Annotated in this window: 21 protein-coding genes and 1 tRNA gene; 11 read left to right on the plus strand and 11 right to left on the minus strand. The window is 34.0% G+C overall.

Going from position 1 to position 23,755, the window contains the following annotated elements; translation table 11 throughout:
• Window positions 1-158: 158 nt before the first annotated feature.
• Entirely contained in the window at window positions 159-935 is a 777-nt protein-coding gene (locus BUC29_RS09605; protein ID WP_073415679.1) for a DeoR/GlpR family DNA-binding transcription regulator, read from the plus strand.
• On the opposite strand, the gene BUC29_RS09610 is transcribed toward BUC29_RS09605, so the two are convergent.
• From BUC29_RS09610 to BUC29_RS09645, 8 genes are all read right to left on the minus strand, one after another.
• A complete protein-coding gene (locus BUC29_RS09610) occupies window positions 932-2,002 on the minus strand; it encodes a dipeptidase (RefSeq protein ID WP_073415681.1) in 1,071 nt (356 codons plus the stop codon). The genes BUC29_RS09605 and BUC29_RS09610 overlap by 4 nt on opposite strands.
• An 18-nt stretch (window positions 2,003-2,020) precedes the next feature.
• A complete protein-coding gene (locus BUC29_RS09615; protein ID WP_073415683.1) occupies window positions 2,021-3,136 on the minus strand; it encodes a D-TA family PLP-dependent enzyme in 1,116 nt (371 codons plus the stop codon).
• A gap of 3 nt (window positions 3,137-3,139) precedes the next feature.
• On the minus strand, window positions 3,140-3,787 hold the full coding sequence (locus BUC29_RS09620; protein WP_073415685.1) for a bifunctional 4-hydroxy-2-oxoglutarate aldolase/2-dehydro-3-deoxy-phosphogluconate aldolase: 648 nt from the start codon (window positions 3,785-3,787) through the stop codon (window positions 3,140-3,142).
• 6 nt (window positions 3,788-3,793) lie between these two features.
• On the minus strand, window positions 3,794-4,825 hold the full coding sequence (locus BUC29_RS09625) for a sugar kinase (RefSeq protein ID WP_073416012.1): 1,032 nt from the start codon (window positions 4,823-4,825) through the stop codon (window positions 3,794-3,796).
• A gap of 168 nt (window positions 4,826-4,993) precedes the next feature.
• Window positions 4,994-5,461 carry a RidA family protein gene (locus BUC29_RS09630; RefSeq protein ID WP_073415687.1) on the minus strand — a complete coding sequence of 156 codons (468 nt, stop codon included), beginning with the start codon at window positions 5,459-5,461 and terminating at the stop codon, window positions 4,994-4,996.
• Window positions 5,462-5,465: 4 nt separating this feature from the next.
• Window positions 5,466-6,785 carry a GntP family permease gene (locus BUC29_RS09635; RefSeq protein ID WP_073415689.1) on the minus strand — a complete coding sequence of 440 codons (1,320 nt, stop codon included), beginning with the start codon at window positions 6,783-6,785 and terminating at the stop codon, window positions 5,466-5,468.
• A gap of 405 nt (window positions 6,786-7,190) precedes the next feature.
• Window positions 7,191-8,720, minus strand: coding sequence for a SusD/RagB family nutrient-binding outer membrane lipoprotein (locus BUC29_RS09640; RefSeq protein ID WP_073415691.1), 1,530 nt, complete (start codon window positions 8,718-8,720; stop codon window positions 7,191-7,193).
• Window positions 8,721-8,755: 35 nt separating this feature from the next.
• The gene (locus tag BUC29_RS09645; protein WP_073415693.1) at window positions 8,756-11,911 is read right to left on the minus strand and encodes a SusC/RagA family TonB-linked outer membrane protein; all 3,156 of its coding nucleotides are present in this window, start codon (window positions 11,909-11,911) and stop codon (window positions 8,756-8,758) included.
• A gap of 236 nt (window positions 11,912-12,147) precedes the next feature.
• Between BUC29_RS09645 and BUC29_RS09650 the strand changes: the two genes are divergently transcribed.
• Complete coding sequence (locus BUC29_RS09650; protein ID WP_073415695.1) at window positions 12,148-12,915, plus strand: nitrilase family protein; 768 nt, start codon at window positions 12,148-12,150, stop codon at window positions 12,913-12,915.
• Here BUC29_RS09650 and BUC29_RS09655 read toward each other — a convergent pair.
• Entirely contained in the window at window positions 12,912-14,600 is a 1,689-nt protein-coding gene (locus BUC29_RS09655) for an Ig-like domain-containing domain (protein WP_073415698.1), read from the minus strand. The two genes, BUC29_RS09650 and BUC29_RS09655, sit on opposite strands and share 4 nt — an antisense overlap.
• 188 nt (window positions 14,601-14,788) lie before the next feature.
• Between BUC29_RS09655 and BUC29_RS09660 the strand changes: the two genes are divergently transcribed.
• The 5 genes from BUC29_RS09660 to BUC29_RS09680 all read left to right on the plus strand — a co-directional run bounded on the left by BUC29_RS09660 (window position 14,789) and on the right by BUC29_RS09680 (window position 19,287).
• Window positions 14,789-15,775, plus strand: a complete 987-nt coding sequence (locus BUC29_RS09660; RefSeq protein ID WP_244160811.1) for a hypothetical protein — start codon at window positions 14,789-14,791, stop codon at window positions 15,773-15,775.
• Window positions 15,735-18,092, plus strand: coding sequence for a hypothetical protein (locus BUC29_RS09665; protein WP_073415700.1), 2,358 nt, complete (start codon window positions 15,735-15,737; stop codon window positions 18,090-18,092). Before BUC29_RS09660 ends, BUC29_RS09665 begins: the two co-directional genes overlap by 41 nt.
• 10 nt (window positions 18,093-18,102) lie before the next feature.
• A complete protein-coding gene (mce, locus tag BUC29_RS09670; RefSeq protein ID WP_073415702.1) occupies window positions 18,103-18,507 on the plus strand; it encodes a methylmalonyl-CoA epimerase in 405 nt (134 codons plus the stop codon).
• 147 nt (window positions 18,508-18,654) lie between these two features.
• Window positions 18,655-18,728: transfer RNA gene (locus BUC29_RS09675), tRNA-Ile, on the plus strand.
• A gap of 118 nt (window positions 18,729-18,846) precedes the next feature.
• Entirely contained in the window at window positions 18,847-19,287 is a 441-nt protein-coding gene (locus BUC29_RS09680) for a very short patch repair endonuclease (protein WP_073416017.1), read from the plus strand.
• Here BUC29_RS09680 and dcm read toward each other — a convergent pair.
• Complete coding sequence (gene dcm / locus BUC29_RS09685; RefSeq protein ID WP_073415704.1) at window positions 19,284-20,279, minus strand: DNA (cytosine-5-)-methyltransferase; 996 nt, start codon at window positions 20,277-20,279, stop codon at window positions 19,284-19,286. The genes BUC29_RS09680 and dcm overlap by 4 nt on opposite strands.
• 558 nt (window positions 20,280-20,837) lie before the next feature.
• Between dcm and BUC29_RS21340 the strand changes: the two genes are divergently transcribed.
• The gene (locus tag BUC29_RS21340; protein WP_139260458.1) at window positions 20,838-21,074 is read left to right on the plus strand and encodes a hypothetical protein; all 237 of its coding nucleotides are present in this window, start codon (window positions 20,838-20,840) and stop codon (window positions 21,072-21,074) included.
• Window positions 21,075-21,106: 32 nt separating this feature from the next.
• On the opposite strand, the gene BUC29_RS09690 is transcribed toward BUC29_RS21340, so the two are convergent.
• On the minus strand, window positions 21,107-21,697 hold the full coding sequence (locus BUC29_RS09690) for a riboflavin synthase (protein WP_073415706.1): 591 nt from the start codon (window positions 21,695-21,697) through the stop codon (window positions 21,107-21,109).
• Between the two features lie 57 nt (window positions 21,698-21,754).
• On the opposite strand from BUC29_RS09690, the gene pdxA reads away from it, so the two are divergent.
• From pdxA to rpmF, 3 genes are all read left to right on the plus strand, one after another.
• Window positions 21,755-22,804, plus strand: a complete 1,050-nt coding sequence (gene pdxA / locus BUC29_RS09695; protein WP_073415708.1) for a 4-hydroxythreonine-4-phosphate dehydrogenase PdxA — start codon at window positions 21,755-21,757, stop codon at window positions 22,802-22,804.
• Window positions 22,805-22,909: 105 nt separating this feature from the next.
• Entirely contained in the window at window positions 22,910-23,452 is a 543-nt protein-coding gene (locus tag BUC29_RS09700) for a YceD family protein (protein WP_073415710.1), read from the plus strand.
• Between the two features lie 9 nt (window positions 23,453-23,461).
• Window positions 23,462-23,656 carry a 50S ribosomal protein L32 gene (gene rpmF / locus BUC29_RS09705; protein WP_008465217.1) on the plus strand — a complete coding sequence of 65 codons (195 nt, stop codon included), beginning with the start codon at window positions 23,462-23,464 and terminating at the stop codon, window positions 23,654-23,656.
• Window positions 23,657-23,755 lie beyond the last annotated feature (99 nt).

Below are 23,755 nucleotides of genomic sequence, written 5' to 3' on the forward strand. Positions count from 1 at the left end.
TTAAGATTTGTAAATTAGTTTGCATTTTTTTTGCAAAAGGTATTTAAATGTAAATCGCTTTAAAATAGTGTGATTAACTTTTTAATTACGTTGTGTTATAATTTGTTTCGCAAGAATATTGCATTAATTGTTTACATTTGTTCAAAAAAAGAATTCGCATGAATAATGATAACGAAGTGGTTAACTACACTAAAGAAGAACGTAAAAATCTTATTTTAAAAGAGATCAACCTGCATACCCGTGTAAGTTTTGAAACCCTTTCGGCTAAATTATTTGTTTCTGAAGATACTGTAAGACGTGATATTAACGAACTTGAATCAGAATCTTTATTGATTAAAGTAAAAGGCGGTGCGATGACAAAAGCGTATCACCATACTTCATCTAATCAAACATATGCAGGCGAATCCAAACAAATTATTGCACAAAAAACGTTAGGTCTTCTTCATGACGGAATGGTTTTACTTATTGGCGGTGGAACGACAATTCGTGAATTCATTCGTTTAATTCCTAATGATTTAAATCTGACTATTTTTACGGTTACTGTTTTATCTGCAGTTGAACTTTTGGATAAACCCAACGTAAAAATTATCATGATTGGCGGCAGCATTTCATCCTACAGCCAAATGTGTGTGAGTGGCGATGTTTATAATCAGCTGGCTAATATTAAAGTTGATTTATTAATATTGGGAACCAATGCTTTAGATATCGAAGGCGGATTCTCAGATTCTGACTGGGAAACGGTTCAGGTAAAAAAAGCAATGATTCAGGCTTCAGAAAAAACAGCGATTCTTACGATTTCTGAAAAACTGGATACGGTTCTAAAAATGAAAATTGCCAATTTATCTGAGGTTGATTACGTTGTAACGGAAGTTGATCCGAGCGACGAAAAATTACAAGCATATAAGAAGGCAGTTCCAAGTTTAGTTTTTATTTAATCCCAATTCTTCATTAAAAAGTTGATCCAGTTTTGGTGAAAGATTTTGTCTAAATCTTCATCAGAATAACCATGGTTTTTAAAAATCAGAACCAGTTTTTGTAAATCGGCAATCGTATTTAAATCATACGGAGATTGTTCTGTACCAAAAGCGCCATCCAAATCTGAACCCACACCAATATGATTCGCGTTTCCGGCCAATTGGCAAATGTGGTCCATATGTTTAAAAACCGTTTCTAAATCACAATTCATTTCTAAAGGCATCGAAATACCTCTCTGCCAATTCGGAACCAGCATCCACGCATCTAAAGCGCCTCCGATTACAGCTCCTCTCGAAATTAATGCTTTAATCATTTCATCGCTGTATTGACGATTATGATCAACGAGACTTCTGCAATTGTTATGACTTGCCCAAACGGCTCCGTTAAAATTGTCTAGTGCCTGCCAAAAAGCATCGTCGCACAAATGTGTTGCATCGAGAATGATATTCAAACGTTCCATTTCTTTTAATAAATCAATTCCGTTTTGATTCATTTTTCCAGTTGCGTCTGTTCCGTTTGCGTAACGTCCCGGTCCGTAATGTGCTGGGCCAATCGCTCGCAATCCGTAATTGTATGCTTTTTCCACATACGAAACATCAATTATAGAATCAGCGCCTTCTAAACTTAAAATATAACCAATCGGCTTTTTATCGTTTGGCGTTCCATCGTTCCATAAATCAATTTGTTTTAAAAGCGATTTTTTATCTGTAATCTGCGTTATTTCTCCGGCTTCTTCCATGGCTTTGTACCACGCCAGCTGACCTTGTGTTTGTGCCCAGGCCTGTTCAGGAGAATTCCAACCCGGAATAATGCTGTCTGGTTTTACAAATCTTGCAATTTGCGTTGCCACAACAATTCCGATATTGCCGCGTCGCAAATCAGGAAATGAAACCGTCGCACGTTCACGATCCGGTTTATCGGTCATTCCTTTTTCTAAACTTCGTAAAGTAGGAACATCATTTCTTAAATCACGATTCCATTCCATCGCATTCATGCTCAGGTCTAAATGGGCGTCTATTATAAACATATTTTTTGACTTAAATTTTTATATAGTAATTTCTCTGCTTCGGGCGGCAACTTCCCATTGATCACAAATTTGATGTCCTTTATTCACTACCTGAACAGTATCATAAAGTGCACAAGTAGGGCAGACATGATATGGAAGTGCATAAACGAGATCGCCAATTTTATATTCGTTTTTTCCTCGATTTTCTAAAATCAAATGTTCTTCAGAATGTGCAGTCGGAATTAAATTTTCATCATTTAAAATCACTAATCGTTTATCGATTGGATTTTCAGATGAAACAGCTTTGTAGCCAATATCAATACAAAGTGTTTGATTTGTTGGTTTTGAAATTATAGTTCCAACGATAACTAAAGCAGGTTTAAAATTTTGTTCCGGTAAATGAATTTGATAATTAGAATCCCAAAAAACAAAGGTTCCCGGACTGCATTCTACATTTTCTTGTGCAGCATAAAACGGAAATGTATTAGAACCTCCGGCAACAATTTTTAATTCGTAACCCAGTTTTTGTTCCAACGCTTCGATTTTTTCTTTTATTTCAGAAAATGCGCTAAGAGCCGATGCTTTTCTTTCCTCAACATTTCCTTTTAAATGACCATCATAGATATGAATTCCTTCAAAATGGATGTTTTTTAATTTAATGATTTTATCTACTAAAGCCGCCCAGTTTTCAGAAATCGAAAATCCTGTTCTGTTCATTCCAGTATTTAAATCCAGATAAATATTCAGTTTTAAACTGTTTTCTTTTGCAATTTCATTTAAGGCTTTCGCCGAATCCAGATTGTCAACAATGGTCGAAAAGTAAATATCCTGATATTTTTGAATTAGAGAAATCCATCTTTCCTTTTTAATGCCAATGGTTTGATAAGCCAAAAGAACATCTGGGATTTCATGAATCGCTGCCAGTTCAGCTTCGGCAATTGTTGCGCATTTTATTTTTTTGATATTATAAATTTTGAACAATTCCAGAACCTCGCCAATTTTATGGGTTTTAATATGAGGTCTTAATTTTTGAGTGTCGCCATTTACAGAACCAATAAGACGCTCCAGATTAAACCGGACACGATCTTCGTAAACGGCTAAAAAAGGCGTATCAATTAAGATATCAGATTTAATTTTCCACCAATTTTCTTCCATAACTTAGTTTCTTGTTTTTTCTACCACTTCAATTAAATTTTGAAAAGCCTGCAATGCCTGTTCGTAATTTAAATTCAAAAGCATTTCTTTCGAAAATAAATTAGAACCAATTCCTACGCATACAACTCCCGATTTAAACCATGATTTTAAATTGCTTTCTTCGAGCGTTACGCCTCCTGTTGGCATTATTTTTAAACTTGGAAAAGGCGCTCTGATTGCTTTTACATATCCGGGACCACCGATTTTATCAGCCGGAAAAAGTTTTACAACTTCGGCACCTAATTTATTGGCGTGTAATATTTCGTTTAACGTAGCAGCCCCGGGAATCCAGTAAATATTATTTTTAAGGCAGTAAGCTCCAATTTCGGGATCAGTATGCGGACAAACGATACAATCTGCTCCTAATTGATGATAGGTTTCGGCTTCGGCCAGACTTAAAATGGAACCAACAGCAATTTTTACATCTAAATTATTTTCTTTTCTAAAGCTTATCATTTGTGTGAAAACTTCTTTTGAATCTTCTGCACGAGCTGCAAACTCGATAATTTTTATGCCAGCATCAGCCGCGGATTGCAATACGATTTGGGCTGTTTGGATATTGATTTGGGTTACTAACGGAAGTACCCCCTGCGTTTTTAAAATGCTGTACATATTCTTTTATCTATTAATTCTATTACTTGAGCCGTTTTTTATAAAATGGCTTATTTCGTCGAGACTGCTTATAGCAAAATCTCCATGTATACTTTGTTTGATAACGCCGCAGGCCGTTGCCCATTCGATACATTCCTGACCGGATAATTGGTTGGATAATCCGTATAATAATCCAGCGTTGAAGGCATCTCCTGAACCAATTTGGTCTGTCACAATATGTATTTTGTGTTCGGTCGTTTGGTAAAAATTTCCTTCGTGAATCAATAAACCTTTGTACAAATGCGCCGGACCGTCTGATTTTCTAAAACTCATGGCAAGTGTTTTTAGAAAAGGCATTTTGTTTTTTAATAATTCGAAGGTTTTTTGAAAGCGATTTTCATCAGATTCGTTTTTATTGGTTTTAATTCCGAAATAAATTTCAATCGCATCGAGATCAGCAACAGTAATATTGCTGTATTGTAATAAATCGGGCATAATTTCAGACGGATGTTTTCCGTACTGCCATAATTTGGAACGATAATTAAAATCAGAAGAAATTGGTAGGCCTTTTTTGTGAGCGGTTAGAATCGCTTCTTTACAAGCTAAACCAGCTTCGTTTGAAACTCCGGGACTTATTCCTGACCAGTGAAAGTGTGTAACATCTTTTAAAGCTTCATCCCAGTTAATTTGATCTTTTTGAATAGTTGCAAAAGAAGAATTGCTTCGGTCATAAATAACCTGCGATTGTCTGATTTGATTTCCTGATTCAACAAAATATAAGCCCAAACGTTCTCCGCCATAAACACATTTTGAAGTATTTACTTTGTATTTCTGAAGTTCGTTTAAAGCCAATTGTGCCAAATCATTTTTAGGCAATCGACTGATATAATCGGTTTCAATTCCGAGCTGTGAAAGTAAAACACAAACATTGGCTTCGGCACCGCCCACATGAATTTTTATTTCATTAGCCTGTGTGAATCGGTTTCCATTAGCAACATTCATCCGAAGTAATAATTCTCCAAATGCTGCTATTCTTGTTTGTGAGGTAATTGTATTCATGTTTAATTTTTTTTTAGCCACGAATTCACGAAATAATTTAAGCATAATGCTTTGTAATAATTTGTGAATTCGTGGCAAATAACTTTTTTAACCACAGACTTTGGATTAAATTATTTTCCTTAACCAATTCAGATTGCTCTTTAATCTTTATCGTCTGTGGCCTATTTTTTAGAATAATTCGAAAACAGCTTCAACTTCAACAGGAATATTGTCCGGTAAAGAACCCATTCCTACGGCGCTTCTTACTCCAATTCCGTTTTCCTGTCCCCAAACTTCAGCAAACAATTCGCTGCAGCCGTTTATTACATAAGGATGTCTAAGGAAATCGCCATTGCAATTCACCATTCCAAGAACTTTAATAACTCTTTTTACTTTGTCCAGGCTTCCAAAATTGGTTACAATTGTAGAAAGCATCGTTAAGCCGACTTGTCTCGCCGCTAGTTTTCCTTCTTCGATATCCATGTCATCGCCAATTCGGCCAATGATTAAGGATTTGTCGTCTCGTACAGGACCGTGACCAGAAAGGTATAAATATTTACCATCAACTAAATAAGGTTTATAAATACCAAGAGGCTGAGGCGCCGGAGGTAAAGACAAACCAAGAGTTTCAAATTTTTCTTGAGGTAATAAATTCATGATATTAATGTATTATAGAGTTTAAAATAAAAACGAAAACAATTCCTAAAACAGATACTAAAGATTCCATGACTGTCCATGATTTGAAGGTATCTTTCAGGCTGATATTAAAATATTCTTTGAACATCCAAAAACCTGGATCGTTTACATGTGAGCACATTAAGCTTCCTGCTCCAACAGAAAGAACTAAAAGATTGGCATCGAGTCCGGTAGTTTGTAATAAAGGTAATAAAACGCTGGCTGTCATTAATCCGGCTGCGGTTGCAGAACCCACACAAACACGAATAATCGCTGCCATTATCCAGGCCAATAAATACGGATGAATGTTTATTTGGGTTAAAGCCGCCACAATACTTTCGTTTACGCCGCTTACGATCATTACTTCTTTTAAACTTCCGGCACCGCCCACAATTAAAACAATCAGAGCAACGTCTTTTATGGCAAGAGCATAGTCATCCATTATGGAAGTTATACTTCGGTTCATTCTGATTCCTAAAGTGTAGGTGCAGAATAATAAAGAAATAAGCATAATCATGCTTGGATCTCCTACTGTTTTGCAAATTTCAACCAATGTTTCATTAGTAAAAACTAAAGGCAATAATGAAGTTATGGTTAAACCAAAAACCGGAAATAAAGCCGAAAATATGCTAAGTGAAAAACTCGGAAGTTTACCTTCGTTTACAACTTCTTCGACATTTAAAATTTCATGATCTGATTCGGTTTTGATGTTTTTAAGCAAATTAGAAAATAACAAACCGGCAATAAAAATGGTAGGAATGGCAATTATAATTCCGTATACTAAAACCAATCCAATATCAGCATTTAAAATACTACTTAAAGCCATAGGAGACGGATGTGGGGGCAAAAAACCGTGTGCTACCGAAAGCGACGCCAGCATTGGGATTCCCAGGTATACTTTTGACAGTTTGAACTGATGGGCTACTGAAAAGATCAGAGGTACTAACAAAACAAATCCAACACTATAAAATAGAGGTATCCCAACAATAAATCCGGTAATCATTAATCCTAAACGTACGTATTTTTTGCCCGTCCATCCCATAACAGTTTTGGCAATAACATTGGCGGCTCCTGACGAAACGGTAAGTTTACCAATACAGGTTCCGAAAACAATAATCAGCGTGATAGATCCTAACATTTCGCCCAAACCTTTTTGAACGGTTTGTGACAAAGTGCTTATTGGCAGTCCTAAAAAAAGACCCGCTAATAAAGCTGTTAAGATAAAGGCAATAAACGGATTTATTTTAAGCCAGGCTATCTGAATGATTAAAAACGCAATGCATGCCGTAAGAATTAAAAAGCTCATTTATTTTTTATTATTAATTCCGTTGAGTAATTTTTTTTTAAACACATAGAAACATAGGTTTTTTTACTTGAATCAGGAGTTTAAAAAAGCCAGCTTTTAACACATAGTTACTATGTTTATTAATGCAAGTGAAACGCCTTTTACACATTTTTAAACTATGTTTCTATGTGTTTAAATTAATTATGTCAACGGTTATTATTTTTTATTTATCTCTAAGGATTAAAACTCTTCAATTTGTGCCGCTAGGCATTTAATATCGGTAGAAAAATAATAACCATAATATCCAGCGTGCCGTAGGTACGCAATAGTTTGTGTTTTGTTTCGTACCTACGGCACGCCAACGAATTTGAAACTAATTTTCTACCGATATTAAGTGCCTATGGCACATTTCAGTTCTCGATTCTATTATTTATCCCACCATATTCTTGTTGTAAAAGCGTCTTCGCCCTGGCGTTTAACTGCTTCTGCTAAGTTAGCTGAATTAACTGAATATTCGCTGGTTGGATATTTTAAACGTCTTGGTATTGTGCCGTTTGTAACATTTCCGGGAAAATTTACCGGAACTAAAACCGGATATCCTGTTCTTCTCCAGTTGGCATAAACTTCCTGTTCGTCTACAAATAAAGCAATATAAATCTGGGTATGAATCTGATTCATTTTTTGAGCAAAAGTTCCTGCTGCATTATATGGGTTAAGTGTTAAGTAGGCTGTAGCATCTGTAATTGCGTAAGCTGATCCGTAAATTCCCATGTTTAAGAAAGAAGCCTGAACACCTTTTTCATATAAATCTTTATCAGATGCAGCGTACCAGCCTCTTGCTGCGGCTTCGGCTAAATATAAATTAGTTTCAGCATTGCTGATTAATACAAGTGGAGCATCGTATTTAAAAACGGTACTTTGGTTTGGCTCAGAATAAGTTGCTTGTTCTGCTGGTGTTGGAGCAGTTTTAGTTCCGTTAGGAAAACCTTTTTGAACCGCAAGTGCTGTATTTTGAGTTGTTCCCTGCCAAACTCCTGCGTAAACACTAATTCTCGGATCGGCAGTTGATTGTAATAAATCGATAAATGTTTTGGCTAATTTTCCGCCTTCTACATTTTTTGTGCCATAAGAACCTGCTGTAAAATCTTGCCTTCTGGCATCAAAACCAACCGGATTTCGGTTAAAATCATTTGGCCCATCTGTATATTTCATGATCGCATTATCAGCCGAATTTAAGATTACGCCTCCCGCAATTGCTTTTGTAACCCAGGTTTGAGCCAAAGCAGCATCAACTTTTGTTAATCTTAATCCTAAACGGAGCATCAAAGAATAAGCAAACTTTTTCCATTTGACAGCATCCCCGTCATAAATAAAATCCGATTTCCCAAAGCTTGGTTTTGCCGGATCTAATGCCGTTGCTGCTTCATCCAGTTCCTTCAATAAATCTTTATAAATAAATTCCTGAGTATCGTATTTTGGAAGAAAGATTTGTGTACTGTTTGCTTTTGCTGCTTCAGAATACGGAATATCTCCATACAAATCAGTCAATTTATGGTACAAATAAGCTTTCCAGATTCGGGCAATTTGAAGTTTATTGCTTTCGTTCGGATTATTTTTTACTTCATTTATTACAATTTCAGTTTCATTTAAAGCTGTTGGATAAGCCTGATTGAAATAAGCAGAAAAATAAACTTCATTGCTTAAATATTTATCTCCCACGCCAGAAGCTTCTTTGTATGTTGCATAATGCTGTACCAATCCGCCGCATTCCAGGATATTAGTGAAAAAATAATTATTGTTTAGTCCGTCAAGCTGTGCTTTGCTGAAAATATAATTTGCAGTTGGTTTTTCAACCACATTTGGGTTCGTATTGATTTCTTCAAAACCATCGGTACAAGCTGTCATGCTTCCTAAAAAAAGCGCGCTTGTCATATATAAAAGGGTTATCTTTTTCATGTCTTTTAATTTAAAAAATTAGAAATAATGCGAGCTTAGAACTTTACATTTAAGTTTAAACCGAAACTTCTTGTTTTTGGAACTCCAAATTGTTCTACACCCTGAGCATTTCCGGCGCTAAATACAGATTCCGGATCTACGTTTGGTGTTTTCTTGTAAAGAATGAATAAGTTTCTGGCAACAAACGAAATCGAAGCGCCCTGAAGTTTTGACAATCCTTTTATTTTTTCAATTGGTAAATCGTAACCCAAAATAATTTGTCTCAGTTTGATGAAACTTGCATCATACACAAATTCAGATGAAATATTTCTTAAACCATCATAATACGTTCGAAGATTCTCAGGAGCGATAACCATATCAACCGGATTTCCGTTTGTGTCAACACCTTTAATTGGTAAACCAGTTTCACGACCTTCAAGCGTTAATTTTGTCAATCCCATTCGGGTTCCGTATAAATTTGTTCCAGAATATAAGCTTCCGCCAAATTTACCGTCGATTAAAAAGCTGAATGAAATGTTTTTGTATTTGAATTCGTTGGTAAGTCCCGCTGCCCAAGGATGAACTCCCTGACCTAATTCTTCAAGTGGTCCCTGCGCAATAGATGCAGATCCGCCGCTTACATTGTAAACCGTATTTCCGTTAGCATCTTTACGAGGTCTGTAACCTTTTATAATACTGTACGGACGGCCAACATCACTTGTTATGGTTACATATCCGTTTACAGAAGTTGCCATTGTAATTGAGTTTAACTGATCTGTAAGTGCTTCAACTTTGTTTTCGTTATAAGATCCGTTGAAACTTGCGTCCCAGGTGAATTTATCAGAATTAATGATTTTACCGCTAAGTAAAAACTCAACTCCTTTATTTCTCATTTTTCCTAAATTTAATAACGCAGTATTTGCTCCAGATGCTGTAGAAATTGTAGTTTCAACAATATCATTTGTAGTGGCACGGTTGTACCATGCAAAATCAAGATTTAAGCGATTATTAAAAAATCCTAAATCTGTTCCAACCTCGATTGTTGTAGAAGTCAACGGACTTAGAGTTGCATTTGGAACTCTTGAACTTGTTGGTCCCTGAACCTGCTGACCATTGTGTCCGCCCTGAATCATAGAATACGATTGGTTCAAAGCGTAAGGATCTGGCGTTGCGCCTCCCACTTGTGCCCAAGAACTTCTAAGTTTAGCAAACGAAACAAATTCCGGCATTTTTATAATATCTGAAAGAATTATACTTGTTCCGATTGACGGATAAAAAACCGTATTGTTGTCTTTTGAAAGGGTAGAAAACCAATCCTGACGTCCGGTTAAATTTAAAAACACAATATTTTTATAATCAAAATCAGCAGCGCCGTAAACAGAATTTGTTTTGGTTTTTCCGTAAGGATAACTATAAGTCAAAGTAGATAAATTGCTTAAAGCATAAAAATTATCCAGTACAAAATTTGAACCTTCAACTCTGGTTTCATCTCGTAAAGTGGTACGGGAGTTAACGCCAACCAAAGCATTTAAAGAGAAATCATTGTAGATGTTTTTCTTAGTATAATTTAAAATTGCCTCAGAATTTATGTTTGATAATTTCATTTTTGAACCCTGCGCATATCCAACCGGATTGTTTAAAGTTGTTTTTGGAATATATCCGAAGAAATCATAATCCGTATAATCTTGTCCAATTCTGCCTTGAAGGAATAATTCAGGAGTGAAATTAACTTTCACATTCAACATCCCGATAAAACGATTTTTAGTATCGCTGTTTTTAATTTTATTAACTACAAAATAAGGGTTTGTAGCCACCGCAACTGGGTTCCATGCTTCTTCAACTCCGTTTTCATCATAACCTGGGGCAAGATTTCGAATATCTACGGTATTGGCGATCATGTAAGTTCCCCAGTTTGGGTTGGCTTCAGCATCAGAAACAGTAACTCTATTATGTGATTTTTCTAAATTATACTGCGCCACAACATCAAATTTTAACCAATTTGTCAAGTTGACATTACTCGCAATATTGACACTTTTTCTATTAAAATCAGAATTAGGAACAACACTCTCATTATCCATGTTTGAGAACGAAAGTCGTCCTGTAGCTTTTTCATTTCCTCCTGACAAAGCCAGAGAGTTGATAAAAGTCGTTCCGGTTTCGTAGAAATTTTTAATATTATTTTTTTGAGGAACATAAGGTCTGGCAACTCCGTCAAACTGAATTACATTGCTTCCGTCCATTTTGGCACCCCAAGACCAGCGTCCTGCAGCAATAGCTTCTGCCTGAGTAGTTGGTTTTTTTCCGTTTGAACCAGAACCGTATTCATACTGCCAGTCCGGGATAATCGAAGGTGTTTCAAAAGTAAAAGATGAATTATATTCAACTCCAATTCCTTTTTGAGCGGAACCTCTTTTCGTTTGAATTAAAATAACACCATTTGCAGCATTTGCACCATAAAGTGCCGCCGCCGTTCCGCCCTTTAAAACGGTTATGGTTTTAATATCATCAGCATTAATTACAGATGTTCCGTCACCACGGTCAACATTTATTCTTGTTGATCCGGCACCGTTTCCAATTCCCGGTAAATTAAGCTGTGTATTATCAATTGGTAAATCGTTCACTACATACATTGGCTGGTTATTTCCGTTTAGTGAACCATTTCCACGAATGACAACTCGTGTCGAACCATTTGCTCCCGTTGCAGTACTGCTCACGTTTACACCGGCAATTTTTCCAACAAGAGCATTCGAAATATTGGTTTCTTTTGCTTTTGTAAATTCAGTTCCTTTAAGTTCTGTAACTGCATAAGCTACCGCTTTAGTGCTTTTTTTAACTCCAAGTGCTGTAACTAAAACTTGCTCTAAAACATTTTCAGCAGGTTTTAATCTGATGGTTAAATTTGAAGTATTAATTAAGGCAAAAGATAAAGTTTCGTAACCCATGTAGCTTACAATAATATGAACTTCATGCTCCGGAACATTTAATTTAAATCTTCCGTTCTCGTCAGATATTGTTGCGATTTTATTATTGCTTTCAGCATAAATAGTAGCTCCGGCAATTGGCATTCCGTCATCCTGACCCAATATTTGGCCTGTAATTTCAACCTGATTGCTTTGTTGTTCAAAAAGATGCTTTTTTATTGCAATCTCTTTGGCGTTTGCAGAGAAGATGATTCCTCCAATAAACACTAATGAAATAAGCTTTGTTTTCATAATAGTTTGGTTTTCATGTTTTTTTTGGTTTTTTATTGGCGAATCAAATATAGATATTTATTTTTCACTTTTGCATTTTTTTTGCAATAACTGCATTTTTTTTGCAAAAAAAATTTACAAAGTATTTTTATAATCGTAAAAAAGCTTGATTATTAAAGGTGTTATTGAGAAAAATTTGCAGAATCTGCTATTTTATGGAAAAATGAATTTTGGCTGAAAATTCGTATTTTTGAAAAATGAAAATCGCACTTATTCAATCAAATCTTATTTGGGAAAATGCTTCGGCAAACAGAAAAAATTTTGAATCGAAAATAAATCAGCTCGATTCTAATGTCAATTTGATCGTTTTGCCCGAAATGTTTTCGACGGGTTTTACTATGAATCCATCTGCAGTTGCAGAAACGATGGAAGGTGAAACACTTATATGGATGAAAGCACTCGCAAAAGAGAAAGATAGTGCGGTAACAGGAAGTGTAGTAATTACCGAAAACGGGAATTTTTATAACAGAATGTTTTTTGTTTTTCCTTCTGGAGAAGTTCAATATTACGATAAGCGTCATTTATTTACGCTAGCCGGCGAAGATAAATTTTATACAGCCGGAACAGAAAAAGTAATTGTTGATTATCTGAATTGGAAAATCTGTCTGCAGGTTTGTTATGATCTGCGTTTTCCGGTTTTTGTTCGAAATGTAGAAAATTACGATTTACTTCTGTACGTTGCCAATTGGCCAAAAGTACGCACCAACGCCTGGGACGCTTTGCTGAAAGCGCGCGCCATAGAAAATTTAAGTTATGTTGTGGGCGTAAACAGAACCGGACCTGATGCCAATAATTATGAGCATATTGGACATTCGCAAGTTGTTGATTTTTTAGGAAACTACATTCTTGAACCACAAGAAACAGAAGGTGTTTTTGTGGTTGATTTAGATAAAAATGAAATGCTCGAAACGAGAAAAAAACTGGATTTCCTGAGCGATAAAGATATTTTTGAGATTAAAATCTAGAAAGCTTTTCGCTGTTTTTCTTCTTTCTTTTTCTTTTTTGCATCTTCTTTTTTCTCTATTTCGGGACTAAACGGAATGCTTAAATCTATAGACTGATCGACATCCCAATTGGCCCTAACGTCAACTTCCTGCTGGTAATAGAAAACTTCTTCAGAATATCTTTTGTCTAAGAAACTTCCGGTATCGTACATTTTGTTTTTATTATCATCATAAATAACCCGAACCGTAAACTGAGTTGGAACCAATAAGTTGAATTCTATTTTAGTATTTCCTTCAGAATATTCGCTGGCCAATACTTCGTCGCCTTTTTTGTTTGTTATTTCAACGATGATTGGGAAACGTTTTACATTTTTTAAATTCAAAACTAAATTTCCGTAATCTGCAACTTCTTTTGTAGTCAGTTTATACGATAAAGTATCGTTTGTTTTGTCATAGAAATCAGTCAGAGCGCCCGGGAAAAACGTAAAGTTGTATTTTTCCAAAGGTTCTTTCTTAAAATCAAGATATAGTTTTTGATTAAATTCGTCATATTCTGTAGTAAAATCAACAGCTGCAGAATCTTTATTGACTAATCTAATTTTTGTTTTATCAAATTTAACCAGCGGTGTTTCGGTTTCTAAAGTAAATCTTTCTCTAAAATTAATAATTCCGTTTTGTACAGGTTTTATGCTTAAAGTGTCTTTTTTCTGGTCTTTAATTTTAATGTTAAATTTTTTGCTGTAAGTATCTCTGCTAACTTCTAGTTGCAAAGAATCTACTTTTAAAGGCTTGTACCAAACTTGCAGCGAGTCTTTTTTCGGAAACTGTGTTACAATCGATTCAAGTGTCTGCCCGTTATTTTTTAATACAATTTTTGGCGTGTTAACTTTAAAATTCTGTTTTCCTTCATAAGGAAGAAGCAGTCTGTTTCCAGATGCCTGAACTGGTTTAATTACTTTTAGCGGAAGCGTTTCCTTAAATAAATTCAACTCAAAAAGGGTGTCATTTGGTATGGTAATAAAATGTTTTATAAAACCAATTTTATCATCTTTTGGATTAAATTTGTTGTTGCTTCCTTTATCTTTTAAAGCAACTAAAAGATATTTTCCGGCTTTTAAATTCTCAAATTTAAAAGTTCTCAAACTGTCTAAAGTGTTGGTGACATAACGCGGAAATTCTTTGTAAATAACAGAATCTTTGTATTTGTCATTTGCTTCATACAGCATTACTGATACAAAATTGTCGACATATTTTGCATGTGCATCTTTTATCGATCCGCCCAGAGTCAATGAATCAATGTGAGGACCTGTAGAAAAAACATATTTAAATTGGTTTATCGCATTTCCTTCGTTGTTATCGGCAATGCTTTGTCCGAAATTAAAACTGTATGTTGTGTTTGGCTGTAAAGTATCTTTGATTTGAACTTTTATGAATTTACTAACTCCAGTTGGTGTAATCAACGGCTCATTTTTCATTGGAGGCGAAATAATAAGCTGTTTGTTGAGGTTTTTCAGTTTAATGTATTCATCAAATACAAGAATAAATTCATCTCCTTTAAAATCGGTATTGAAATTTTTAGGAGTGCTCGATACCAAAACCGGTGCCAATGTGTCTTTTAATCCGCCAGTTATGCTGCCTCTTTTGGCGCAGCTCATCATTAATAATACAAGTAAAAATGAAACGTATTTGAGTTTGCTTTTAAACATAGCGGTTTTTAAATTTGATTGCACAAAATAACAATTATATTTGCTTTAATTGAAATTTTTTGGCCATTTATTAGGATTTACAGCTTTTGCACTTTCTTCTTTTTTCCTGATTCAAATAATCAATACGTAATAATTTCTTACTTTTGGGTTCAAATGTAATTTTCCGGGTTTTGATTAAAAGTTTTTTTTTGGTTTTAATAGTTGTTCTCTTTTCTGCCTGCAGTAAAAATGACAAACCTGTAATTGCTTTTTATTATTGGAAAACCAATTTGAGGTTTTCTCAAACAGAAAAAGAAGTTTTAAAAGATAATGATGTTCGTAAACTTTACGTTCGTTATTTTGATATCGGACTTCATCCTGAAACACAATTTCCAATTCCTATAAGCCCCATTCATTTTGAAGAAAACATGCAGCAATTTCAAATTGTTCCTGTGGTTTTTATTCAGAATAAAGTAATGCTGCAGCAAAATGCCGATATCGAAGATCTGGCCAGAAAAACGATTCATTTAATTGACGAAATCAACAAGAAGAATAAAATTCATGTTTCTGAAATTCAAATCGACTGCGACTGGACATTAAATAGTAAAGACAATTATCTTCATTTTATTGAGCAGGTTAAAAAACTTTCGCAGAAAAAACTTTCGGCAACGATACGGCTTCATCAGGTAAAATATTTCAAAAGAACTAAAATTCCTAATGTAGACCATGGCGTTTTGATGTTTTATAACATGGGGACTATTGCACCAGATAGTGCAAACTCAATTTATGACAAGAAAATAGCAGCCAAATATCTTGAAAGTTTAAAAAAATATCCGCTGCATCTTGATTATGCGCTGCCAATTTATTCGTGGGCAATTCATATTAGGAATAATAAAGTTTTAGGACTTCGTTCGAAACTGAATTTTGCGGAACTCAAAAAAGATAAAAACTTCGAACAAATAACCACTATTTATTTTAAAGTAAAACAATCAAATTACAAAAATGGTGTTTATTATGAAGAAAATGATCTGCTGAAAACGGAAACAGTTTCGGCTGAAAATTTAAAAGAAATGGCTCAGGATTTAAGCGAAAATTCGACGAAAGCCCCAAAAGAAATTATATTTTACGATTTAGACGAATTCAATTTAAACAACTATGAAAAGAATATTTTTAAGCAAGTTATTTCTTGTTTCTAGTGTTACTATACTTTCGGTTTACGGAATAATTTATGCATGTGCAGGTGGAGACGACTGGGATTTTTTTGGATATAATTCAAATTTTACACCCGAAACGTTTGCTGATAAATCCTATTCTCCGTTGTTTTTGTCTGGCGATGTTTTTTATGGAATTGGATTTGATACACAGCATAATTCCCGTTTCAACGGAAATTTAAAATCAGATTGGGGAACGTATCTAAAAGGAAAAATAGATACTACAACGGTTAATTATTTTTTAATTGGAGATGAAAGACCAAGATATTATTCTGATGAAAAAAACAAGATCAGAAATAAAGAAGAAATTACAGATCTTCATGTGTATTATAAAAACAAAAAAGAAAATTCGACTTCTTTAAAATGGGGCAAAAAGATTCCGTTGAAAGATGCAAAAGTGAAAAGTTTTGTGGAATTTTTGTATTTGGCACAAAAAATAGAAACAGTTTCAATAGGCGAAGATTATTGGAGTTACGATCCGGTTGTGGCAAAAACTTTCAATGATGCCAAAATGATTCAGTCGATAGAAAACGTTTATAATACTTTATCAGATCCATTTTTGAAAAACAGATACTGGTTTTTAACCATGAAAGCTCGTTTTTATAGTAATGAAAAACAAAAAGCAATTGAGTTTTTTAATAAAACAGAAAGTTCTGTTCCTAAAAATGTATTGTATTACCGCGCGCTTTCATACGTTGCCGGAATCAATTATAAACAGAAAAAATATGCCGTTTCGAATTATTTGTATGCACAGGTTTTTGATAATTGTCCAGAATTACGGGTTGTAACGGCGTATAGTTTCAGGCCCAAAAATGAAGCCGACTGGACTAAAGCTCTTTCAATGGCTAAAAATAATAAGGAAAAAGCAGCGCTTTGGGCGGTTCATGGTTTTTATAAAGATGAAAAACAAGCGATAGAAAAAATTTACGAGTTAGATCCAAAAAGCGAACATTTGAATTATCTGGCGACAAGATTGGTAAACAAACAAGAACAGGCTATTAATAACTCATTTCAACAGAATGCGGGAGAAAACCAGCCAATGAAAAAGCAAACCGTTGCCGAAAATAAAACAGAAAATCAGCCTAAAATTGATAAAACAGCTTTTGATTTGGTGGCAAAAATTTCGGCTGCAGGAAATACAGAACGACCTTATTTATGGGATTTGTCTCTGGGTTATCTGCAGACGTTAAAAGGTGATTATACAAATGCTGATAAAAGTTTTGACAAAGCTGTAAAAACGCTTCCAAAAACTGAACTGGCAGGAATGCAGCTTCGATTGCTTCGCTTTGTAAATAATTTGAGTAAAATTGACAAACTTACAGATAAAAACGAAAAAACAATCCTGGCCGATTTAAACTGGCTCTACAATGAACTTCCAAAAACTTATAAAGGACAGGAGTTTCGCTACCAAAACGCTTCATCATGGAGCAGGAGTTATTTGTCGACTCTTTACAGAGAAAAAGGAAATCCGGTTATGAGCGAGATTTTTGGTGAATCACGATATAGTTATTGGAACGACGGAAATTCGTTTTACGATAATGAAAAGGTATTGCTGGAAATGAAATCATTTTTGGCTAAGCCAAATAAAACCGAGCTTGAGAATATTGGTGCCGGAATTTACAGTTTAAAACTAAAAGATATCAATAATTTTCAGGCGGTTCAGGCAGCTTTTAAAAATAAAATTCCGGAAGCTATTGAATTTATGAAGCAGACCGATTCTGTTCAGTATTATAAGTTTTTAGGAAATCCGTTTAATGGAAGTATAAAAGACTGTCACGACTGCGATCATGCGGCTTATCAAAAAAAGAAATATACTTTTATGGATTTTCTAACGACGATAAAAGATATGCAGGATAAACTTGAGAAAAAAGAAGATGTTTACACGAATAGTTTATTGCTTGGCAATGCCTTTTATAATATCTCGCATTTTGGAAACGGAAGAACTTTTTACGAAATCAGCATCGTAGGTTATGGGTCGAGTCCGTATTCTTTTAGAGATTCTATGAAAAAGATGATTACGGATTGCAGCGTTTCTAAAATGTATTACCAAAAAGCACTGCAGGCCGCGACAACAAAAGAACAAAAAGCAAAATGTATTTATTTGATTTCGAAATGTGAGCGAAACGAATATTACAATAATAAATATAATAACGTTAGGAACTGGTGGAGTATTGAAGATGATAAAATTAATTTTATAGCCTGGAATGGTTTTAAAACACTTCAAAAAGAATATTCAGATACGAAATATTATCAGGATGTAATTGCAGAATGTGGTTATTTTAATACATATGTTAATCAATAAATAAAATAAGATGGTAAATAAAATAGAACATATCGGGATTGCAATAAAAAACATGGATGATGCCAATATTTTGTTCGAAAAAATGCTTGGCATTCCATCTTATAAAATGGAAGCTGTAGAAAGCGAAGGTGTTCTAACTTCTTTTTTTCAGACAGGAAATAACAAGATTGAACTTTTGGCGGCGACAAACCCTGAAAGTCCGATTGCGAAATTTTTAGAGAAAAAAGGAGAAGGAATTCATCACATCGCTTTTGATGTTGAAGATATTCATGCCGAAATTTCACGTTTAAAAAATGAAGGTTTTGTGCTGATAAACGAAGCTCCAAAGAAAGGTGCCGACAATAAATTGGTGGTTTTTCTGCATCCAAAGAACACAAATGGTGTTTTGGTAGAGCTTTGTCAGGAAATAAGATAAAAAAATATTGATTCTTATGTCGAAATAAGGTGTTGAAAATCAATTCTGTTTTGAAATACGGGACATTGAAATAAAATTAAATACAAATCATGTCTTAAAATATTTGGAGTGAACGAAAAATAGTAGTAATATTGCATCCTCTAAACCGGTCCTATAGCTCAGTTGGTTAGAGCACCTGACTCATAATCAGGTGGTCCCTGGTTCGAGCCCAGGTGGGACCACATAAATAAAAGCCTTTGCAGAAATGTAGAGGCTTTTTTTGTTTTATGGTTTTTGTTCATTTTTAAAAAGAAATTAAGATTAACTTTATCTTTTAAAGACAAATTTAATCTTCATAAAATGGATAATTTAACTCCCGAACAACGGAGAAAAAACATGCAGGCTATAAAAAGCACGGCAACTACGCAAGAAGTTCGCTTAGCAAAAGCTTTGTGGGATTTAGGTTATCGCTATCGGAAAAACAATAAAAAGGTATTTGGAAAACCAGATTTGACTTTTGCAAAATATAAAATCGCCATTTTTATCGACAGTGAATTTTTTCACGGAAAAGACTGGGAAACTCAGCAATTGAGAATCAAATCCAATCGGGAATACTGGATTTCGAAAATCGAACGCAACATGAAACGTGATATTGAAGTCAACGAATATCTGATTTCAAAAAAATGGAAAGTTATTCGGTTTTGGAGTAAAGAAGTGCAGAAAGAATTGAATTCTTGCATTGAAAAAATTCAGCAAGAAATTCAGCTTTCAAAAATAAAAATAGAAGAAAAAAAGAACTAAATTTCCATTTTTACTTTCTTCTTTTCTTTTGCTTCGACTTTCTCAATTACCTTAAAAATTTCTTCGGCCAATTTTTGAATTACGGGCATGCTTACCGAATTTCCTGCTTGTTTATATAAGCTTGAATTTGAAATTTTCGGCAATAAATAATCATCTGGAAATCCCTGAAGTCTAAAACATTCTCTCGGAGTTAGTTTTCTAAATCCAAAATCGGTTGTAATGATAGGAACATTGTGTCCGCCTGTTCCCATATTGGCCGTAAGAGTAGGGCATAAGCCTGCTTTGTTTTCTCTAACATATTGTCTTCTAAATTGATAGATTCTGTTTTTGTCTATAACAGCTTCTTTCAATTTGTCGTACATATACTTGTCTTCTCCATAATAAAATTTATCAGAAACTTTTTCTGTGATAATTAAATCTTTAAGAGAGGTGGTTAGTTGTTGTTTTTCTGGAAACTGAAATTTGAATTTTTGATTGTTTATAAAGTTTTTATCAAAAGCAATCATAAAAAGTCTTTCACGATTATGTGGAGTATTTCCAAAATCTTTGGTATTTAAAATAGAACTGTCAAAAGTATAATTTCGTTTTTTTATTTCGCTTTTTATGACTTTCAGCGTATTGCCTTTGTCATGGCTTTTTAAGTTTTTGACATTTTCAAGAAATACAACTTTAGGTCTCATTTCGTCAATGAAATCAAGAATCTTAAAAAAATGATTTCCTCGGCTGTCGTCAAAACCTTTTCTGTATCCGGCAAGAGAAAATGGCTGGCATGGAAATCCTGCGGTTAAAATATCGATTTTTTCGAGAGAAGTTACATCCAGTTCCATAACATTGCCTTCAATAAGGTTGTGTTTGAAATTGTTTCTGTAAGTTACACAGGCTTTTTTATCAAGTTCGTTGGCCCATTTTAATTTAAAACCAGCTTTTTCAAAACCCAAACATATACCGCCTACGCCTGCGTACAAACTTCCAACTGTATATTTATTTTCCATTTAGTAATGCGTTTTTTAACTATAGAAAGGTTTTGATAAATTTTGGATGTAAAATTATTTGATGCAAATATATTAATTAGGTAATTTGATTGTATTTCATATTTGAAAAAGAAAGAATATCTCAAACTTCTCTTTTTTTAATTACAGTTCTTTCTGACTTATTGAATTTTAGTCAGTTTTTTTAAAAAAAATATTTTACTGTCGCTTTTCTTTGGTAAAGATGTTAAACAGTGAAAGCTTAATTAAAACAAAAAAAAATCTTTTTTTAGTAATAAATATCTGGAATACAGGGTTTAATGTGTGTTTTAGAAACTACTGAGATGCAGAAGATAAGTAGATAATTTTGTGTTTTTTACCTAAAATTTGTTATTTTTAGATCTGAATCTCTTTGTGTTTCGTATATTATTTTTGCATCACTTAATTGATTATAAAGTTGTTTTTTTGTAAAAATGGTATACTTTTGCCAAAGAATTTTCGTGTAGATAACATTTTTGTGATGTATCTCTATAAAAATATTTGCCCCTAGTATTATTTATTGAATTTCAGCACGTTTAACCTATGAAAATAATAAGGATTTTATTAGCACTTTTTTTACTTGTATCGAATGTGTCAGGTGTTATGGCCAACACGCCTCCGCCGCCAACAGCAAAAAACGCATCTGCAACTGCAGATGATGACGTACCACCTCCTCCGGGAGTACCAATAAATAATCAGTTACCATATTTAATTGGTGCGGGATTAATTTTAGGAATGACAATTATTTACCGAAATAAAATAAAAAAAGCTTCAATATAAATTGAAGCTTTTTTTATGCAGTAATTCGATAGTTATTTATTAATTGAATAAAGTCTCGAAATATATTTTCCTACAACATCAAATTCTAAATTAATTTTAGTGCCAACTTTAAAATCTTTAAAATTAGTGTTTTCAAAAGTATAAGGTATTATCGAAACACTAAATTCGTTTGTTTTAGAATTTACAACTGTAAGACTTACCCCGTTAACCGTAATCGATCCTTTTTCTATAGTAATATTATTGAGGTTTTTGTCGTATTCAAAAGTATAATTCCAGCTTCCGTTTGCTTCTTCAATTTTTGTGCATATCCCTGTTTGATCAACATGTCCCTGTACAATATGTCCGTCCAGGCGGTCGCCCAGTTTCATTCCTCTTTCAAGATTTACGATGTCATTAACTTTCCAGTCGCCAATATTGGTTTTTAAAATCGTTTCTTCGATAGCAGTAACCGTATAAAAAGAATCTTTTATAGCAACAACCGTAAGGCATATGCCGTTATGAGAAACGCTTTGGTCAATTTTTAATTCATTTGTAATAGATGATTCAACTGTAACGTGTAAGTTGTTTTTATCTTTTTGTATTTCGTGGACCCTTCCAAGGGTTTCAATAATTCCTGTAAACATTGTGGTTTTATTTTACTAAATTTGCACATCAAAATTAGTAATAAATAAGCTGAGCTCATGAATAAAAAAGCAGAAAATATAATTGTTGGAATTTCAGTTGGAGATTTAAACGGTATTGGAAGCGAAGTTATACTAAAAACATTCGAAGATTCAAGAATGTTGGAATTGTGTACACCGGTTATTTTTGCAAATGCTAAAATACTTTCTTTTGTTAAAAAAAGTTTTACTTCTACAGTACAATTTCATGGTGTAGATAAATTGGATCAGATTATTCCGGGAAAATTAAATGTGTACAACCTTTGGAGAGAAGGAGTTGATATTAATCTTGGAAAAAATGATGAAAAAATTGGCGAATATGCTATAAAATCATTTGTGGCAGCAACAAAAGCTTTAAAAGAGGGATCGATTGATGTTTTGGTTACGGCGCCAATTAATAAATATAATATTCAGTCTGAAGAATTTAAATTTCCGGGACATACCGATTATTTAGATCAGGAATTAGAAGGAAATGCTCTAATGATGATGGTTCAGGATAATTTAAGAGTAGGTTTGCTTACTGATCATGTTCCGTTAAATGAAGTTTCGTCTCATTTGACAGAAGAATTGATTACAAGAAAAATCGAAACCATAAAAAAATCTTTGATTCAGGATTTTAGTATTGTGAAACCGAAGATTGCAGTTTTAGGATTAAATCCGCATTGTGGAGACGGCGGCGTGATAGGGAAAGAAGATGATTTGATTTTAAAACCGGTTTTGAAAAAAATATTCGACAACGGAACTTTGGTTTTCGGACCATTTTCTGCCGATGGATTTTTTGGAAGCGGCCAGTATGAAAAATATGATGCTGTTGTAGCAACGTATCACGATCAGGGATTAATTCCGTTTAAGACCTTATCTTTTGGTAAAGGCGTAAATTATACCGCAGGTTTAAATAAGGTAAGAACTTCGCCAGATCATGGTACAGGTTATGATATAGCCGGAAAAGACATGGCAGATTTTAATTCGTTTAAAGAAGCTGTTTACCTTGCACTAGATATTTTTCGTTCGCGTAATCAGTATGAGGAGATTAGCGAAAAGCCTCTTAAAATAAAAGAAAAACAATTATAAACAAAAAAAGGTCAATAAGATTATTGGATTTGTAATAATTTTATATCTTTGCACCCCAATTCGGATATGTAGTTTTGTATTTGGATTGCACAAATTGATGTTGAAATGAGCAAAACAAAAGAATTTTTAATTCCTTTCGTAGGGTTAAAGCTGGGAAAACACCATTTTGAATATCAAATAGATAACACGTTCTTTAAGAACTTTGATTACGATGAGTTTCAAAGTTCAGATATTAAAGTAGATTTGGTTTTCGACAAGAAAAGCAATATGTTAGAGTTGGAATTCAAACACAAAGGAACCGTAAATGTGCCTTGTGATTTAACCGGCGAAGATTTTGATTTACCTATAAAAGGGAAAATGAAATTAATTGTTCGTTTTGGAGAAGAATTCAATGATGATAATGAAGAATTGTTGATTTTGCCGCATGGAGAGCATGAAATAGATGTAGCACAATATGTTTATGAAATGATTGCACTTTCGGTGCCTCAAAAAAGAATTCATCCCGGCGTTAAAGACGGAACATTACAAACTGAAGCTTTGACAAAACTGAATGAATTAAGTGTAAAAGAACAAAAGGAAGAGAGTAAAAAAGAAGAAGATATTGACCCGCGTTGGGAAAAATTAAAGAAACTATTAACGGATAAATAATATAGTAAAATGGCACATCCTAAGAGAAAAACCTCGAAAACAAGAAGAGATAAGAGAAGAACACATTATAAAGCTACTGTAGCTCAAATCGCTACATGTCCTATTACTGGTGAAGCACATTTATACCACAGAGCTTACTGGCACGAAGGTAAAATGTACTACAGAGGGCAAGTTGTTATCGATAAATCTGAAGCGGTTGCTTAATACGTTTTTGTAAATTATACTAGAACTCTCACATAGTGAGAGTTTTTTTTGTTGGTTATAATTTTCGTTTTTTAAGAAAATACAGGCAAATTCGTTTCA

Origin of the sequence: Flavobacterium defluvii, assembly GCF_900129555.1 — a bacterium.
GTDB classification, from domain to species: domain Bacteria; phylum Bacteroidota; class Bacteroidia; order Flavobacteriales; family Flavobacteriaceae; genus Flavobacterium; species Flavobacterium defluvii.

Coding starts and splice junctions, on each gene's coding strand:
- dcm (WP_073415704.1), bottom strand. CDS start 20,279: ATGGAAAATAAATATACAGTTGGAAGTTTGTACGCAGGCGTAGGCGGT.
- BUC29_RS09665 (WP_073415700.1), top strand. CDS start 15,735: ATGAAAAGAATATTTTTAAGCAAGTTATTTCTTGTTTCTAGTGTTACT.
- BUC29_RS09620 (WP_073415685.1), bottom strand. CDS start 3,787: ATGTACAGCATTTTAAAAACGCAGGGGGTACTTCCGTTAGTAACCCAA.
- BUC29_RS09700 (WP_073415710.1), top strand. CDS start 22,910: ATGAGCAAAACAAAAGAATTTTTAATTCCTTTCGTAGGGTTAAAGCTG.
- BUC29_RS09655 (WP_073415698.1), bottom strand. CDS start 14,600: ATGTTTAAAAGCAAACTCAAATACGTTTCATTTTTACTTGTATTATTA.
- BUC29_RS09635 (WP_073415689.1), bottom strand. CDS start 6,785: ATGAGCTTTTTAATTCTTACGGCATGCATTGCGTTTTTAATCATTCAG.
- BUC29_RS09640 (WP_073415691.1), bottom strand. CDS start 8,720: ATGAAAAAGATAACCCTTTTATATATGACAAGCGCGCTTTTTTTAGGA.
- mce (WP_073415702.1), top strand. CDS start 18,103: ATGGTAAATAAAATAGAACATATCGGGATTGCAATAAAAAACATGGAT.
- BUC29_RS09625 (WP_073416012.1), bottom strand. CDS start 4,825: ATGAATACAATTACCTCACAAACAAGAATAGCAGCATTTGGAGAATTA.
- BUC29_RS09615 (WP_073415683.1), bottom strand. CDS start 3,136: ATGGAAGAAAATTGGTGGAAAATTAAATCTGATATCTTAATTGATACG.
- BUC29_RS09610 (WP_073415681.1), bottom strand. CDS start 2,002: ATGTTTATAATAGACGCCCATTTAGACCTGAGCATGAATGCGATGGAA.
- BUC29_RS21340 (WP_139260458.1), top strand. CDS start 20,838: ATGAAAATAATAAGGATTTTATTAGCACTTTTTTTACTTGTATCGAAT.
- BUC29_RS09630 (WP_073415687.1), bottom strand. CDS start 5,461: ATGAATTTATTACCTCAAGAAAAATTTGAAACTCTTGGTTTGTCTTTA.
- BUC29_RS09680 (WP_073416017.1), top strand. CDS start 18,847: ATGGATAATTTAACTCCCGAACAACGGAGAAAAAACATGCAGGCTATA.
- BUC29_RS09690 (WP_073415706.1), bottom strand. CDS start 21,697: ATGTTTACAGGAATTATTGAAACCCTTGGAAGGGTCCACGAAATACAA.
- rpmF (WP_008465217.1), top strand. CDS start 23,462: ATGGCACATCCTAAGAGAAAAACCTCGAAAACAAGAAGAGATAAGAGA.
- BUC29_RS09605 (WP_073415679.1), top strand. CDS start 159: ATGAATAATGATAACGAAGTGGTTAACTACACTAAAGAAGAACGTAAA.
- pdxA (WP_073415708.1), top strand. CDS start 21,755: ATGAATAAAAAAGCAGAAAATATAATTGTTGGAATTTCAGTTGGAGAT.
- BUC29_RS09650 (WP_073415695.1), top strand. CDS start 12,148: ATGAAAATCGCACTTATTCAATCAAATCTTATTTGGGAAAATGCTTCG.
- BUC29_RS09645 (WP_073415693.1), bottom strand. CDS start 11,911: ATGAAAACAAAGCTTATTTCATTAGTGTTTATTGGAGGAATCATCTTC.